The sequence below is a fragment of the Streptomyces sp. NPDC045967 genome, from assembly GCF_056430495.1.
In genome coordinates this window covers 155,235-169,259 of sequence record NZ_JBWKLE010000003.1, presented here as the reverse complement: position 1 = coordinate 169,259, position 14,025 = coordinate 155,235, and the positions used below count along the sequence as shown (strand labels likewise).

At 72.8% G+C, this 14,025-nt stretch carries 16 protein-coding genes; 4 read left to right on the top strand and 12 right to left on the bottom strand.

Annotation, left to right across the window (positions count from 1 at the left end; all coding sequences use genetic code 11):
- Positions 1–8: 8 nt before the first annotated feature.
- The 4 genes from AC07FY_RS07710 to AC07FY_RS07695 all read right to left on the bottom strand — a co-directional run bounded on the left by AC07FY_RS07710 (position 9) and on the right by AC07FY_RS07695 (position 3,283).
- Positions 9–1,100 (bottom strand): YlbL family protein, encoded by a 1,092-nt coding sequence (locus AC07FY_RS07710; protein WP_479002043.1) that lies wholly within the window; start codon positions 1,098–1,100, stop codon positions 9–11.
- An 80-nt stretch (positions 1,101–1,180) separates the two neighbouring features.
- Positions 1,181–1,378, bottom strand: a complete 198-nt coding sequence (locus tag AC07FY_RS07705; RefSeq protein WP_479002040.1) for a hypothetical protein — start codon at positions 1,376–1,378, stop codon at positions 1,181–1,183.
- 146 nt (positions 1,379–1,524) lie between these two features.
- Positions 1,525–1,986, bottom strand: coding sequence for a molybdenum cofactor biosynthesis protein MoaE (locus tag AC07FY_RS07700; RefSeq protein WP_479002038.1), 462 nt, complete (start codon positions 1,984–1,986; stop codon positions 1,525–1,527).
- Positions 1,987–2,221: 235 nt separating this feature from the next.
- Positions 2,222–3,283, bottom strand: a complete 1,062-nt coding sequence (locus AC07FY_RS07695) for an SDR family oxidoreductase (RefSeq protein WP_479003139.1) — start codon at positions 3,281–3,283, stop codon at positions 2,222–2,224.
- Between the two features lie 329 nt (positions 3,284–3,612).
- Here AC07FY_RS07695 and AC07FY_RS07690 point away from each other — a divergent pair, with 329 nt between their 5' ends.
- Complete coding sequence (locus tag AC07FY_RS07690) at positions 3,613–5,019, top strand: zinc-dependent metalloprotease (protein ID WP_479002035.1); 1,407 nt, start codon at positions 3,613–3,615, stop codon at positions 5,017–5,019.
- Positions 5,016–5,540 (top strand): NUDIX hydrolase, encoded by a 525-nt coding sequence (locus AC07FY_RS07685; protein ID WP_479002033.1) that lies wholly within the window; start codon positions 5,016–5,018, stop codon positions 5,538–5,540. The genes AC07FY_RS07690 and AC07FY_RS07685 overlap by 4 nt, the downstream gene beginning before the upstream one ends.
- Before the next feature lie 77 nt (positions 5,541–5,617).
- Here the strand turns inward: AC07FY_RS07685 and AC07FY_RS07680 are convergent, their stop codons facing one another.
- From AC07FY_RS07680 to AC07FY_RS07665, 4 genes are all read right to left on the bottom strand, one after another.
- On the bottom strand, positions 5,618–6,373 hold the full coding sequence (locus AC07FY_RS07680) for an AIM24 family protein (RefSeq protein WP_479002030.1): 756 nt from the start codon (positions 6,371–6,373) through the stop codon (positions 5,618–5,620).
- A gap of 17 nt (positions 6,374–6,390) precedes the next feature.
- Positions 6,391–7,071 carry an AIM24 family protein gene (locus AC07FY_RS07675; RefSeq protein ID WP_479003136.1) on the bottom strand — a complete coding sequence of 227 codons (681 nt, stop codon included), beginning with the start codon at positions 7,069–7,071 and terminating at the stop codon, positions 6,391–6,393.
- A gap of 20 nt (positions 7,072–7,091) precedes the next feature.
- Complete coding sequence (locus tag AC07FY_RS07670) at positions 7,092–8,795, bottom strand: TerD family protein (protein WP_479002027.1); 1,704 nt, start codon at positions 8,793–8,795, stop codon at positions 7,092–7,094.
- A gap of 141 nt (positions 8,796–8,936) precedes the next feature.
- Positions 8,937–9,575 carry a M48 metallopeptidase family protein gene (locus AC07FY_RS07665; protein ID WP_479002024.1) on the bottom strand — a complete coding sequence of 213 codons (639 nt, stop codon included), beginning with the start codon at positions 9,573–9,575 and terminating at the stop codon, positions 8,937–8,939.
- 126 nt (positions 9,576–9,701) lie between these two features.
- Between AC07FY_RS07665 and AC07FY_RS07660 the strand changes: the two genes are divergently transcribed.
- On the top strand, positions 9,702–10,844 hold the full coding sequence (locus AC07FY_RS07660) for a TOMM precursor leader peptide-binding protein (RefSeq protein ID WP_479002021.1): 1,143 nt from the start codon (positions 9,702–9,704) through the stop codon (positions 10,842–10,844).
- 74 nt (positions 10,845–10,918) lie between these two features.
- Positions 10,919–12,247, top strand: a complete 1,329-nt coding sequence (locus AC07FY_RS07655) for an ABC1 kinase family protein (RefSeq protein WP_479002018.1) — start codon at positions 10,919–10,921, stop codon at positions 12,245–12,247.
- 52 nt (positions 12,248–12,299) lie between these two features.
- On the opposite strand, the gene AC07FY_RS07650 is transcribed toward AC07FY_RS07655, so the two are convergent.
- From AC07FY_RS07650 to AC07FY_RS07635, 4 genes are all read right to left on the bottom strand, one after another.
- Complete coding sequence (locus tag AC07FY_RS07650) at positions 12,300–12,506, bottom strand: hypothetical protein (protein ID WP_479002015.1); 207 nt, start codon at positions 12,504–12,506, stop codon at positions 12,300–12,302.
- A 142-nt stretch (positions 12,507–12,648) separates the two neighbouring features.
- Positions 12,649–12,978: a hypothetical protein gene (locus tag AC07FY_RS07645; protein WP_479002012.1), complete on the bottom strand. Its 330-nt coding sequence runs from the start codon at positions 12,976–12,978 to the stop codon at positions 12,649–12,651.
- Complete coding sequence (locus AC07FY_RS07640) at positions 12,975–13,346, bottom strand: WhiB family transcriptional regulator (RefSeq protein WP_479002009.1); 372 nt, start codon at positions 13,344–13,346, stop codon at positions 12,975–12,977. The genes AC07FY_RS07645 and AC07FY_RS07640 overlap by 4 nt, the downstream gene beginning before the upstream one ends.
- A gap of 194 nt (positions 13,347–13,540) precedes the next feature.
- Complete coding sequence (locus AC07FY_RS07635; protein WP_479002007.1) at positions 13,541–13,882, bottom strand: hypothetical protein; 342 nt, start codon at positions 13,880–13,882, stop codon at positions 13,541–13,543.
- Between the last annotated feature and the right edge of the window lie 143 nt (positions 13,883–14,025).

The window sequence follows — 14,025 nt, the reverse complement described above, 5'->3', positions numbered from 1 at the left end:
GGGCAGGGTCAGGGCGTGGCGCCGCACTGCGGCAGCCCGGCCGTGTCCCCCTTGCTGATCTTCCGCAGCGCCTGGGTGGCGTCGTCGATCGTGGAGACCTTCACCAGGGTCAGGCCGTCGGGCACGTGGACGGCCGCGGAGGCGCAGTTGTCGGCGGGCGTCAGGAAGTACTCGGCGCCGGCCTGGCGGGCGCCGATGGTCTTCATCTGGATGCCGCCGATCGGCCCGACCTTCCCCGCGTCGTCGATGGTGCCGGTGCCCGCGACGAACCGGCCGCCGGTCAGGTCCTCCGGGGACAGCTTGTCGACGATTCCGAGGGCGAACATCAGACCGGCGCTGGGCCCTCCCACGTCGGCGAGCTTGATGTCGATCGTGAACGGGAAGGTGTGGTCGGTCCCGGCCCGGATGCCGACGATGGCGTGGCCGTCGTCCTGCGCCTTGCCCGCCGTGATGGTGACCTCGCTCGTGCCGGCGGGCTCGCGGTTGGCCTTCGCCGCCTCGGCCGCCTCGGCGGCGGGCACGAGGGTGAACACCACCGGCTCCCCGGGCTGGTGCTTGGTGACGAGCTTCGCCACGTCCGCGGGGGCGGTGACGGGGGCGCCGTCCACCGCCTTGATGACGTCACCGGCGTGCAGCTTGCCCTCCGAGGGGCTCGCCTTGACCACCGAGGCGACGATGACCCGGGCGGAGACGGGGATGCCGAGCTGTCGCAGGGCGGCCACCTTGGCGCTCTGCTGCGACTGGCTGAACTCCTCGGCGTTCTCCTGGGTGGACTGCTCTTCCGTCTTGCCGTTCGGGTAGAGGTTCTCGTGCGGCACGACGATGTTGTCGTCGGCCAGCCACCCGTACACCGCTTCCAGCAGGTTCATGTCGTAGTCGGCGCCGGTGACGCGGACCGTCGTCATGTTCAGGTGACCGCTGGTGGGGTAGGTCTTGCGCCCCGAGATGTTCAGGACGGGCTCGCCGTGCGAGTCCCCGAGGGTGTTCACGGTGGGGCCGGGGCTCATCTCCGAGTACGGGACCTTGATGAACACACCCGCGCAGAGGAGCGCGAACAGCACGAGGGTGGAGGCGAGCATCGTCGCAGTGCGGCGTGGCATGGATCCGACAGTACGGGACGGCCCTGCCGGGCGGCCGCCGGGGCCGGTCCGTACGGGTCCGTACGCGCAGCTCCCGGGTCTCAGACGGCGTCGGAGCCGGAGTGCGCCCGCTCCTTGGCCTCGGCCCGTTCGGCACTGCCCATGGCCTCGCGGAACCGTGCGTAGCCCGCGAGCTCGGATATGTCGCCCTGGGTGCGGTCGCGTGCCGCCCAGCTTCCCCATATGCCCGCGCCGATCGCGGCGAACAGCGGAATGAGCAACCACACCAGAGACGCCATGGGCCTGCCTCCCTACCCCGTAGTTCATGTCGTTGGTGGCTTCAACGCTCATGCCCGGAGGGGGGTTACGCAAATCGAGGGCGTGTTGCGCGGCCGAACGGGTGCGACGCTACCGCCTTCCGGGGGAAGCGCCGCGACCGGGGGGTTCAGCAGGCGCCGACCCACTCCTCGGTACCGTCGGCGAACGTCTGGTGCTTCCAGATCGGCACCTCGTGCTTGAGGTCGTCGATCAGCATCCGGCATGCCTCGAAGGCCTCGCCGCGGTGCGGGCAGGACACGGCGACGACCACCGCCAGGTCGCCGACGGACAGGTCCCCCACGCGGTGCACGGCCGCCAGGGCCCGGACCGGGTACTTGGCCACGACCCGCTCGGCGATCCGGCGCATCTCGGCCTCGGCCGTGGGGTGGCAGGAGTAGCCGAGGGAGTCGACGTCCGCGCCGCCGTCGTGGTTGCGCACCGTGCCGACGAAGAGCGTCGTACCGCCCGTCGCGTCGTCGCCGACGGCCTGGAAGACCTCGTCGATCGAGAGCGGGGTCTCACGGATCGCGAGCAGCCGGACCGGGTCCTGCGCGGCCTGCTCGCCGGGATGATCGAAGTGCGGTGCCATGCCTTCATCGTGCCCTAGCCGCCGACACCGCGAAATAGCTGATTCGCCCGTCCCGGGCCGCCCCCCTTGGGAGTCTCCTACAGGAACAGCTGGTGACGGCCCCCTCCGCCCTGCCGCAAACCCCGGTTCTCCGGCGCGCCGACCAGGTGGCACACGGCGGCGGGGGCACGGCGGCGGGGCCGGCGGACACGCCGCAGCCCCGCGCCGCGTCCCGGCCGGAGCCGGCCGGCGGCGGTCAGATCCCGCGCCGCTTGCGGGCGCGCCGGACCGCGGCGGCGGCGCCCAGCAGGGCCACCGTCGCCCCCGCGGCACCAGCGGCGGTCGCCGCGTCCTTGCGCCCCAGCCGGCGCCCCGCGACCGTGTGCCGGCCCGCGACTTCCTGCAGGAGCTCCGCCAGCACCTCCTCGTTGGTCCAGCGCGGCCGCCACCCCGCCGCGTGCAGTCCGCTGCCGCTGACCACCCAGGGGTGCATCGTGTAGGCGAGGTCCCCGGCCGGGGACGGTGTCAGGCCGATGCGGTGCAGCCGGGCCGCGGCCCCCAGCGCCACCGCGGAGGGGAGCTCCATCCGGCGGATGCCGCTCAGCTCCTCCACCTCCTCCTGCTCCAGCCAGCCCTCGCAGCCCACCGCGAGCTCGCCCTCGACCTTCTCCAGGGCCGCGTACTCCAGCGCACTGACCAGGTCCTCGACGTGGCAGAACTGCCAGGTGGGGCGGGAGCCGGCGACCACCAGCAGGCGCGGGGACTCGAAGTACCGGGTGAGCGCGGTGTCCGTCCCGCCGACCAGCACGGCCGGCCGGAGCACGGTGACGTTCAGGCCGGGGTGCGCGCGCGGCGCCCGGCGGCCCAGGCGCTCGATCTCCAGCAGGTCGCCGACGCCGGTCGCCTCCGCGGTCGCCCGCAGCTCGGAGTCCTCGGAGAGCGGGATGTCGTTCTCGGGCAGGGCGCCGTAGACCATCGCGGAGGTGCACAGCACGACCCGGTGGACCCCGGCCGCCGCGGCGGCGGTCAGCACGGTCTGGGTGCCGCGCACGTTGTACGCCGTCCGGGCCGCCGGATCGGTCTCCAGGTCCAGGTCCAGGGCGAGGTGCACGACCACGTCGGCGCCGCGGAGCTTCTCGGCGATGGCCGGGTCCCGCACGTCCAGGACGTGCCAGTGCGCGGCCGCGCAGTCGCCGCGCCGCTCGTCGATCGCAACGACCTGCTTGACCTCGTCGGAGGCGGCGAGCCGGTCCACCAGCGCCGCGCCGACGCCCGACGCGGCGCCGGTGACGGCGATCACGGGGCTGCGCCGCGGCAGGCCGTCCTGGTTTCGCGGCTGGCGAACACCGGGAGGCTCCTCGCCGTGCTCGGCGCGGATTTCCGCGTCGTGCGGCGCGCGGCCGTGCGTGTCCGAGCCGTCTTTGCCCAAAGCGTGCGGATCCGGGGAACTCACCAGGCGTCTCCAGCGGTTGTCTTCAGTAGGGACGCGCCGAGACGCGTACCCACCAGGTGACGTCCATCCTGCCGCAGCCCGGGAGCCGGCGGAGCACCGAGCCCCGAAGCGGGGCCTGGTGTCTAGGCTGGGTGGTGTTGTCGGGACCATTGCCCGTCGGCTCCCGCCGGCGGCCCTACGAGCCGAGGAAACCCGTGAGTGACACCCCATTCGGATTCGGCCTTCCGCCGGAGGAGCCGGAGAACGGCGACGAGGGCAAGAAGAAGGGCAACGAGGGCGGTCAGGGCGGCCCGAATCCGTTCGGGTTCCCCGGCATGGGCCTGCCGGGCGGCGCCGGCGGCCCGGGCGGCGCGGACAATCCGTTCGCCGCGATGTTCGGAGCGATGAACCCGAACGACCTGGGCGCGGCCTTCCAGCAGATCGGCCAGATGCTCAGCTACGAGGGCGGTCCCGTCAACTGGGACATGGCCAAGGACATCGCCCGCCAGACCGTCGCGCAGGGCACGGCGGACGGCGTGAAGGACGCCAGCGTCGGCGTCGCCGAGAAGTCCGCCGTCGAGGAGGCCGTGCGCCTCGCCGACCACTGGCTGGACGGCGTGACCTCGCTGCCCTCGGGCGCCACCACCGCCGTGGCCTGGAGCCGCGCCGAGTGGGTCGAGGCGACCCTCCCGGTGTGGAAGGAGCTCGTCGACCCGGTCGCCGAGCGGGTCGGCGCGGCCATGGGCGGGGTGCTCCCCGAGGAGATGCAGGCCATGGCGGGCCCGCTGCTGGGGATGATGCGCTCCATGGGCGGGGCCATGTTCGGCCAGCAGATCGGCCAGGCCGTGGGCGTGCTCGCGGGTGAGGTCGTCGGTTCCACGGACATCGGGCTGCCGCTGGGCCCGGCCGGCAAGGCCGCCCTGCTGCCGCTGAACGTCGAGAGCTTCGGCAAGGACCTCAGCGTGCCCTCGGACGAAGTGCGCCTCTACCTGGCCCTGCGCGAGGCGGCCCACGCCCGGCTCTTCGCGCACGTCCCGTGGCTGCGCTCGCACCTGTTCGGCGCGGTCGAGGGTTACGCCCGCGGCATCAAGGTGGACACCTCCAAGCTGGAGGACGTGATGGGCCAGCTGGACCCGTCCAACCCGGAGCAGCTGCAGGAAGCGCTGCAGGGCGGCATGTTCCAGCCGCAGGACACCCCCGAGCAGAAGGCCGCCCTGGCCCGCCTGGAGACGGCGCTCGCACTGGTCGAGGGCTGGGTCGACGCGGTGGTCCACGCGGCCGCGACACCCCGGCTGACCTCGGCGGACGCGATGCGCGAGACCATGCGCCGGCGCCGTGCCTCCGGCGGTCCGGCGGAGCAGACCTTCGCGACGCTGATCGGGCTGGAGCTGCGGCCGCGCCGGCTGCGGGACGCCTCGCGGCTGTGGGCCTCGCTCACCGACGCGCGCGGTGTGGACGGCCGCGACGGGCTGTGGGAGCACCCGGACATGCTGCCGACCGCCTCGGACCTGGACGACCCGGACGGCTTCGTCCACCGCGAGCAGCTGGACTTCTCCGAGATCGACAAGATGCTCGGCGAGGCCGCCCGCAAGCGCGACGAGAACGGTGACGAGCAGAAGTGAGCCTGCACGACGACGCGGTCCTCGTACTGAAGGGCTATGAGGACCAGCCCGAGCTGCGCGACCTCTACCTGGAGCACCTGGCCGCCCATCCGGACGGCGTCTACAAGCCGTGCGGTGCCGGGCACGTCACGGGCAGCGCCCTGGTGGTCGACCCGGAGCGCGGGCGGGTCCTGCTGACCCTGCACAAGAAGCTCGGCATGTGGCTGCAGATGGGCGGCCACTGCGAGCCGGGTGACACCACCCTCGCCGGGGTGGCGCTGCGCGAGGCCCGTGAGGAGTCGGGCATCGCCGCCGGGCTGAGCCTGCTGCCCGGCGGCCCGGTGCGCCTGGACCGGCATCCGATCCCGGCGCCCTGCCACTGGCACCTGGACGTGCAGTACGCGGCGCTGGCGCCGGCCGGGGCGGTCGCGGAGATCAGCGAGGAATCGCTGGACCTGCGCTGGTTCCCGTACGCCGAGGTGCCGTCGGTGGCCGACACCTCGGTCGTACGGCTGCTGGAGGCGACCCTGGCGCGGCTGTGAGCCGGCCGGACCGGGCATGACGAAGGGGCGGTCCCGGTGGGGCCGCCCCTTCGCCGTGCTCTCCACATCGCCCGGGGCTAGTTCCAGGCGTTGTTCTGGTTCTGGGCGTGCGCTCCCTGCTGGCCCATGCCGAACTGCGCGGCGGCGCCCTGGCCGATCTGCGCGTTCTGCGGCGGCAGCACCTCGCTGGGCTGCACCAGGGCGTAGCCGGTGCCGAGGAAGCTCAGCTCCCAGCCCTCGCCGGTGTTGCCGCGCCGCCGCCACACCCCGGTGGAGTGCGTCTGGGCCTGCATCTGCACCCGCAGCGAGGTGGACCAGGCGACGATCGCGTCCGCGTCGGCGTTGACGTACTTGTCGGGCGTGACCTGCATCATCAGCGGCTGCCCCGAGGTCATCAGGGCGACCTTGCCGCGGCCGCTGATGTTGAGCTGGTACTTGCCGGAACCGGAGATGCCGTACTGGCTGTCCACCGCGATGACCTCGGTGTGCAGGGTGGAGTCCAGGGCCAGCACGTAGCTGCTGTCGACGGTCAGCCCGTCCTGGTCGACATCGACGACGTGCACGTACTGGGCGAGGTTGGCCAGGTAGACCGTGCCCTGCCCGGAGCAGCGCATGAGGTCGAGGCCCTCGCCGGTGCGGCGGCGGGCGCCCCGCTGCCCGCTGCTCTGGTACTCGCCGTCGAAGTCGATGATCCCCTGGTAGGCGACCATGGCGCCCTTGCGGGCGAGGATGTCGTCGGAGCCGGTCAGCGAGACCCGCAGCAGCTGCGGGTTCTGGACGGTGTACCGGTCCTGGGACTGCGCCTCGGCGTAGGCGAAAAGTGCGCTCTGCATGATGTGTCCGCTCCCCCTCAGCCCCGGGCCCGGAGCCGGTCGGTGCTGTCCTCGCTGGGCTGTACGACGACGATGCCCTGGCCGGAGAAGGCCATCTGGTAGGCCTCCCCGCTGCCCCGGCCGATCATCGACGAGGCCTTGAAGCTGCGCTTGCCCTTGACCTTGAGATTCGGCGACCAGGCGACGAGCGCGTCCGGGTCGACGTAGGTCTCGTCGTCTCCGCGGCCGCAGTCCACGACGATCGGCGTGCCGCGCGAGGTGAGCGCGACCCAGCCGGTGCCGGCGATCTGGACGTTGAACAGGCCCTGCCCGGCGAACTTGGCCATGCCCTTGACCCGCTCGACGCCCCACTGGAGGTGGGCGTCGAAGGCGAGCAGGTTGGTGCCGTTGACGGAGAGCGAGTCGTTGTTGAGATTGATGACGACGACGTCCGCGCCGTAGTCCGCGAGGTAGAGCAGGCCGTCGCCGGTGCACTTCATCAGCGGGGCGCCTTCGCCGGTGAGCCACTGCGAGGCCATCTGGCGGACGGCCGGCGGGTTGGGCTCGTACTGGACGAAGCCCTCGTAGGCCACCATCGAGCCGGTGCGGGCGAAGAGGTCCTGGCCGCTCTGCATGGCGACCTTGAGCATGGCCCGGCCGTGGTTCTCCATGCGGGCCGTGACGGGCGTCGGGGCGTAGCCCGCGAGCTGCTGGTTCATTGCGTTCATGTCGGGCTCCCTCAGACCTCGTACGGCTGGACGACGATGAAGTTGCCGGGAGCACCGCGGAACTGGAGGTTCACGGTCTCCCCGCTGTGACCGGGATAGGCGTTGCGCCGGATCCGGACCTGGCTGGAGATGATCACCTGGGAGGCGGAGGACCACGCCACGATGGCGTTGCTGTCCGCGAAGGTGGTCGGGGTGACGGGCAGGACGACCGGGACCCCGTGCGTCTTGACGATCACCGTGCCGGTGCCCTGGAACTGCATGGTGAACAGGGCGCCGCCGGGAATGCCGTGGCCCTCGATGCGGCGGACCTCGTGCTGGAGCGACTCGTCGAAGGCGAGGACGCTCTCGGCAGAGACGCAGATCCCGTCGCCCTGGAGCTCGATGGCGTGCAGGTGGGCGCCGTTCTCGGCGAGGAAGACCTGGCCGCGGCCGGTGCAGCGCATGAGCTGCATCTCCTGGCCGGTGGCGTTGCCGACGATGCGGCCCGCGAAGCCGGCTCCCTTGTAGCTGAAGTCGACCTTGCCCTGGTAGAGGACCATGCTGCCCTGGCGGGCGAGGACGGCCTGGCCGCCCATCGACAGGTCGACCCGCATGAGCTGCTGGTTCTGCGGGGTCCAGCGGGCGCCCGTGGGGGCTTCCTTGTACGGCTGGAGGGCGGCGGCGAGACCCGATCCGGCGGGGGCGGCGGCCTGCGGGGCGTACCCCGGCTGCTGCCCCGGGACCTGCCCGAAGGCGGGGGGCTGCTGGCCCGGGACCTGGCCGTGGCCCGGGACCTGGCCGGGCGGCTGACCGTATCCGGGCTGCTGGCCGTACCCCGGCGGCTGGCCGTATCCGGGCTGCTGGCCGTAGGGGGCGGGGGCCTGGGCGGGCGGCGGGACCTGGCCGAAGGACGGTTGCTGGGGTGGCTGGCCGTAGGGCGCGGGGGCCGGCGGGGCGAGCGGCGCGGCCATGGTGGGCGCGGTGTGCTGCGGGTACGCCGGCGGTTGCGGGGCGGGCGCGGCGGCCGGTACGGGTGCGCCGAAGGAGGGCGCGGGGGCCGGCGGCTGCGGGGCGGGGACCTGCGGAGCCGGGCTCTGCGGGGCCGGGGCGCCGAACGACGGGGCCGGAGCGGCGGCCTGCGGCGGCGGCGCGAATCCGGGCGAGGCGTTCCCCGCCGGGGCGGCGGGCGCCTGCTGCTGCGGCTGCTCCTCGGCGACCTCGCCGCCGAAGTTCCTGAGCAGCGCGTCGAGGCCGCCGTCGAAGCCCTGGCCGACGGCGGCGAAGCGCCACACGTCCTTGAGGTAGAAGTCGCCGAGCATCACGGCCCGCTCGGTGGTGAACTCCGAGCCGTTGAACGCGTACCGGACGACCTCTTCGCCGCCCGCCACGATCCGGATGTAGCCGGGGCCGATCTGCGACATCTGCCCGGCGCCGTCGATGGTGGCGGTGAAGGACAGCTTGTGGATGGACGCCGGCACCCGGTCCAGGGTCACCCGGAAGGATTCCGTGTCACCGGCCTGCGCGCCGAGCTGCTGGATGGACTCCTCGGGCGACTTCGGCTGGTTGAAGAAGACGAAGTAGCGGTCGTCCGAGAGCTGTTCGTTCGCGTCGAGGCCGAAGCAGCTGATGTCGAAGGCGAGCCCGGGCCCGGCGATCTGGACGCCCACGTACAGATCGGTGCCCGCCGTCAGATCACTGACCTTGGCCTTGTGGCCCCGTTGGAATTCCCTTGCCATACGTAACGACCGTCCCCCATCCCGACTGTGCTTGCGTGCCGCACAGGCTAGCGGCAACGGCCGACATCCGGCCAAGTCGGTACCGACCCGGTACATATCACCGTGTGTGACGGAGGGGCAGGGGCGCGGGCGGGGACGCGCCTACGCGTCCCGGGGGCCGGGAGCCGCGGGGAGGCGCTCGGCGGCGACGACTCCCTCGAGGTACCCGCGGGCCCGCTCGGTACGGGGGTACGCCTCCAGCAGCGCCCAGAAGCGCGGGCCGTGGCCGGGCACGAGGAGGTGCGCCAGCTCGTGCAGGAGCACGTAGTCCACGACGTACTCCGGCATTCCCTGGAGGCGGTGCGAGAGCCGGATGCTGCCCTCGGCCGGGGTGCAGGAGCCCCAGCGGGTGTTCTGGTTGGTGACCCAGCGCACGGAGCGGGGGCGGGCCCGGCCGTCGAAGAACTGCTCGGACAGCCGTTCGGCGCGCGCGGTCAGTTCCGCGTCCCCGAGGGTGCGCTTGCCCTCCTGCGCGGCCAGTTTGTCGAGCATGACGCCCACCCAGCGCTTCTCCTCCGCCTCCGACATGCGGGCAGGGATCAGGACGACCGTACGGTCACCCTCGCGGTAGGCGGATACGGTCCTGCGGCGGCGCGCGCTCCGGCGGACTTCGACGGCGCGCTGCGGTGGGTCGGCGGACACGCCACGACGGTACCCGCAACCCGTCGTGGAAGTCCCGCACGGCCTGGCTTCGGGCGTGATCGATGCGCGGCCGGTATCCCGGACGCACCCATGGTTCATCTCATATGCCTTATAGCCCTCACCTGTGGACAACGTTCCGCACGGAACGCGGAGGGCGGGCACTGTGGCGGAGGACGGAGCAGGAGGGCGGCGACAGCGCCGCCGTGACCTACGAGGGGGGCGGCCGTGTATCCGAAGGTGAAGCCGGCGCTGGCACGGGCGTGGCGGGATCTGCAGACGGTGCAGTTCGGGGTGACACCGGCGCATGCGGTGGTGCTCGGTCCGGTCGACACGGCGACGGGGGCGTTCCTCGACCGGATCGACGGGACACGGCGGATGGAGCTCCTGCGGGCCGAGGCGGCGGGGATGGGCCTGCCGGAAGGCCGGGCGGACGAGCTGGTCCGGCGGCTGGCGGGCGCGGGGCTCCTCGACGACGCCACGGCGGGCGGTCCGCGGGCCCAGGCCGTGCGCGATCGGCCGGAGGCCCTGGAGCGGCTGGGGCCCGATCTGGGCTCTCTGTCCTTGGTGCACCGCGAACCGGGCGGGGACTTGCGGGGCATCGCCGCGCGCCGGGCGATACGGGTGCAGGTGCGCGGCAGCGGCCGGGTGGGCGCGCTGATCGCTTCGGTGCTGGCGGGCGCCGGCGTGGGCGGGGTGCAGGTGCTGGACGGGGGCCGGGTGGAGCCGGGGGACGTGGCCCCGGGCGGCCTCGGCTCCGGCAGCGTGGGCCGGCTGCGGGCCGAGGCCGCCGCCGGGCTGGTCCGGGAGTCGGCCCCGGGGCGGGCCCCCCGCGCCGGGGAGGACGGGGGCCCCCAGCCCGGGCTGGCGCTGGTGGTGGTCGCGCCGCGCGACGGGCTGCACGCCTGGGCGCCGGATCCGGACACCGCGGCCGCCTGGGTCGCCACCGGCATCCCGCATCTGTACGCGGGGGTGCTGGAGGGCACCGGGGTGGTGGGGCCGCTGGTGCTGCCCGGGGCGACGGCCTGCGCGGGGTGCATGGAGCGTGAGCGGGTGGACCGGGATCCCGCCTGGCCGAGGATGCTGGTGCAGTGGCGGTCGGCCCGTCGCCGCCGCGCGGGCCCCGCCTGCGATCTGGGGCTGTCCACCGCGGTGGCCGGGCTGGCCGCGGCCCATGCCCTGTCCTTCCTCGACGGCGAACTGCCCGCCTCCACCGCTTCCCGCTGGGAGGCCGCACTGCCGGGCCTGTCCTGGGAGCACACCGGCGTACCTCCCCATCCCGGCTGCCCTTGCGGGGCGGCTGCCGGCGGCCGCCCCGCGGCGGTGCAGGGAGCCGGGGGATCGGGAGCGGACCACCAGGGAGGGCCATGACAGGATGCCCGGGTCGGAGGGGGCACTCCCTGACCGCCGCTTGCGGCGCTGCAGTCTGGGACATGGAGGGGCATATGTCTGATCTTCCCCGGAAGGCGGTCACGCGTACCGTCAAGCTGGCCGCGCTGCCGCTGGGTATGGCGGGTCGGGCCACGTGGGGGCTGGGCAAGCGGATCGGCGGCAAGTCGGCGGAGATCGTCGCGCGTGAGCTCCAGCAGCGCACCGCCGAGCAGTTGTTCCGCACGCTCGGGGAGCTGAAGGGCGGTGCCATGAAGTTCGGGCAGGCCCTGTCGGTCTTCGAGTCGGCCCTGCCCGAGGAGGTGGCGGGGCCCTACCGGGCCGCGCTGACCAAGCTCCAGGAGGCCGCCCCGCCACTGCCCGCGGGAACCGTGCACCAGGTGCTCGCCGACCGGCTGGGCGCGGATTGGCGGGAGTTGTTCCGGGAGTTCGAGGACAAACCGGCCGCGGCGGCCTCGATCGGGCAGGTGCACCGGGCGGTGTGGCACGACGGCCGGCCGGTGGCGGTCAAGGTCCAGTATCCGGGCGCCGGTGAGGCGCTCCTGTCGGACCTCAAGCAACTGAGCCGGTTCGCCGGGCTGCTGGGCCCGCTGGTTCCGGGCATGGAGATCAAGCCGCTGATCAAGGAGCTGCGCGACCGGGTCGCGGAGGAGCTCGACTACGAACTGGAGGCGGAGGCCCAGCGGACGCACGCGGACGCGTTCCTCGACGATCCCGATGTCGTCGTGCCGGACGTGGTGCACCAGGGCGACCAGGTGCTGGTGACCGAGTGGCTGGAGGGGACGCCGCTGTCGGCGGTGATAGCCGACGGCACGCAGGAGCAGCGCGACCGCGCCGGGCAGCTGCTGGCCCGGTTCCTCTTCTCCGGTCCGGCCCGCACGGGGCTGCTGCACGCGGACCCGCACCCGGGCAACTTCCGGCTGGTATCGGGCCCGGACGGCCGGATGCGGCTGGGCGTCCTGGACTTCGGCACCGTGGACCGGCTGCCCGGGGGCTGGCCCAAGCCCATCGGCAGGTCGCTGCGGATGACGCTCGACGGCGACGCCGAGGGGGTCTACGGGCACCTGCGCGCCGAGGGGTTCGTGAAGGAGTCCATAGAACTGGAACCCGGCGCGGTGCTGGACTACCTGAAGCCGATCATCGAGCCCGCCGAGGCCGAGGAGTTCACCTTCACCCGTCCCTGGCTGCGCGGGCAGGCGGCACGGATCGCCGATCCGCGGTCCCCCGCGCACCAGTTGGGCCGCCAGATCAACCTGCCGCCCTCGTACCTGCTGATCCACCGGGTGACGCTCAGCACCATCGGGGTGCTGTGCCAGCTGGGTGCGACGGTGCGGTTGCGCGACGAACTGGACACCTGGCTGCCGGGGTTCGCGCCCGGGGAGTGACGGGCGGCGGCCGCCTTCGGCGAGTGCCCGGCCGCGGTGTCGGCCGGGTCCGCTACCACCAGGAGGAGTCGAGCCTGCCCTCGATCGACCGGAGGTGGGCGCGTGCGCAGTCGACGCAGAAGTACTGTCTGGTCCCGTTCTCCACCGAGCAGGTCCAGGTGATCGGGGCGCCGTCGGGAGACCGCACACCGCAGCGCGCGCAGACGACGGGTGGCGGGTCGGGGTCCGACCGGGCGGGGCGGGGAGTCGGCTGGTCCACCTCCCGACGATACCGCCGGGCGGGATCGACAGCCCCTCGCAACGCACCGGGGGGACCGGTCCCTTCGGACCGGCCCCCCCGGGACTGTTGCCTGCTCCTGCCGCGTGCCGTTCTCCGGCACCCGTTGTCGCAGGACAGCTGGTTACTGCATGACGGCCATGGCCAGTGCGCGGCGGGCGCGCAGCGAGACGCGCTCGGCTCGCCGCTGCATGCGGCGGGCGGCGACCAGGCGCAGGGCGTGACGCTCGGCGTCGGCCTCACGCATGCGGTCGTCCATATGGGCACGAGCCAGGGCTTCTGGGATGAGTTGCATTTCGCGGGTCCTGTTCTGACGCGAGGTGATCGCGCCTGCGGTGATGAAGTCTGCGTGGGCGGCGCCGTGCGGCTGCTCGCTCGTGGGGTGGGCGGTCATGAGGGCCTGCTTCAGGGGGTCGTGCGTGAGGGGGCGGTCGATGGTTCCGTTGGCGGTCATGCCGTGACAACCGGGTTCTTGCGCGGGCGGCCACGGGGACGCTTCCGGGCGACGACGACACCCTGGACGAAGAGCTCGCCACCCCAGACACCCCAGGGCTCGCGGCGCTCGACCGCCCCGGCGAGGCAGGCCTCGACCAGCGGGCAGGTCCGGCACAGGGACTTGGCGTACTCGACGTCGGCCGGGGACTCGGCGAAGAAGACCTCGGGGTCGAAGGTGCGGCAGGGAACGGGGACGCCGAGGTTCTCGATGGCGTCGTCGAGCGCGGTCAGCGCGGTGAGCGGGGTCAAGGCGGGGTCCTCCGGGACTGCGGGCGGGGAGATCGTTCGGGTCTGCGGTACGGACGGGGCGTGCGCTTCGAGTTGCACGGTGGTTTCTTCCTCGTCTTGTTCGGCTAGTCGTTCCGGCCGGTCGGCCGGGTTCGGCTGGGCTGTCCTCACACCGACTGGCTCTGCCAGTCCCGGGACGCCTTCACCGTCCGCCCCCGTTCGGGGACAAACAGAAGGGCCGCGGATCCCGGGTGGGGTTCCGCGGCCCTGAAGGCGCCGGCCTGATCATGCGATCAGGCTGGATCACTCCAGGGTTCGAGCCCACGGAAGGCCCACATCAGGTGGTGCTGCTGCTTCGTCTGCTTCGTCTGGCGCTTGAATCCGGCACTGGCGGCACCGGCCGCCGCGGCGGCGAAACCATAGGCGCCATGCGCCTGGGCTTCGGCTGCCAGTACTGCCACCGGTGCCTGGGTCGGTCGCTCAATGCGCTCGCTGACCGGAAGGGTCGCCAGCGGGGCGGGCTTGGCCGCGGACGTCGCGGACGCACCGGTACCCCGGACGGAGACGGAACCGAGCAGGCAGGAAGCGTCGACCGAGCGATCGGTCAGTTTGGTGAAGTTCATGAAGCCGGCCACTGGTCTCGCCTCCTCTCGGCGTCTCGGGGACGGGGGCCCGGGGGCCTGTCCCATGTGTATTCGGATAAGTACAGCACGGATCCCGGGCTTCGGAGAAGCCACCGTTTCCGTTGCTAAGAACCTATGGGGCTTCGCCGGGCATG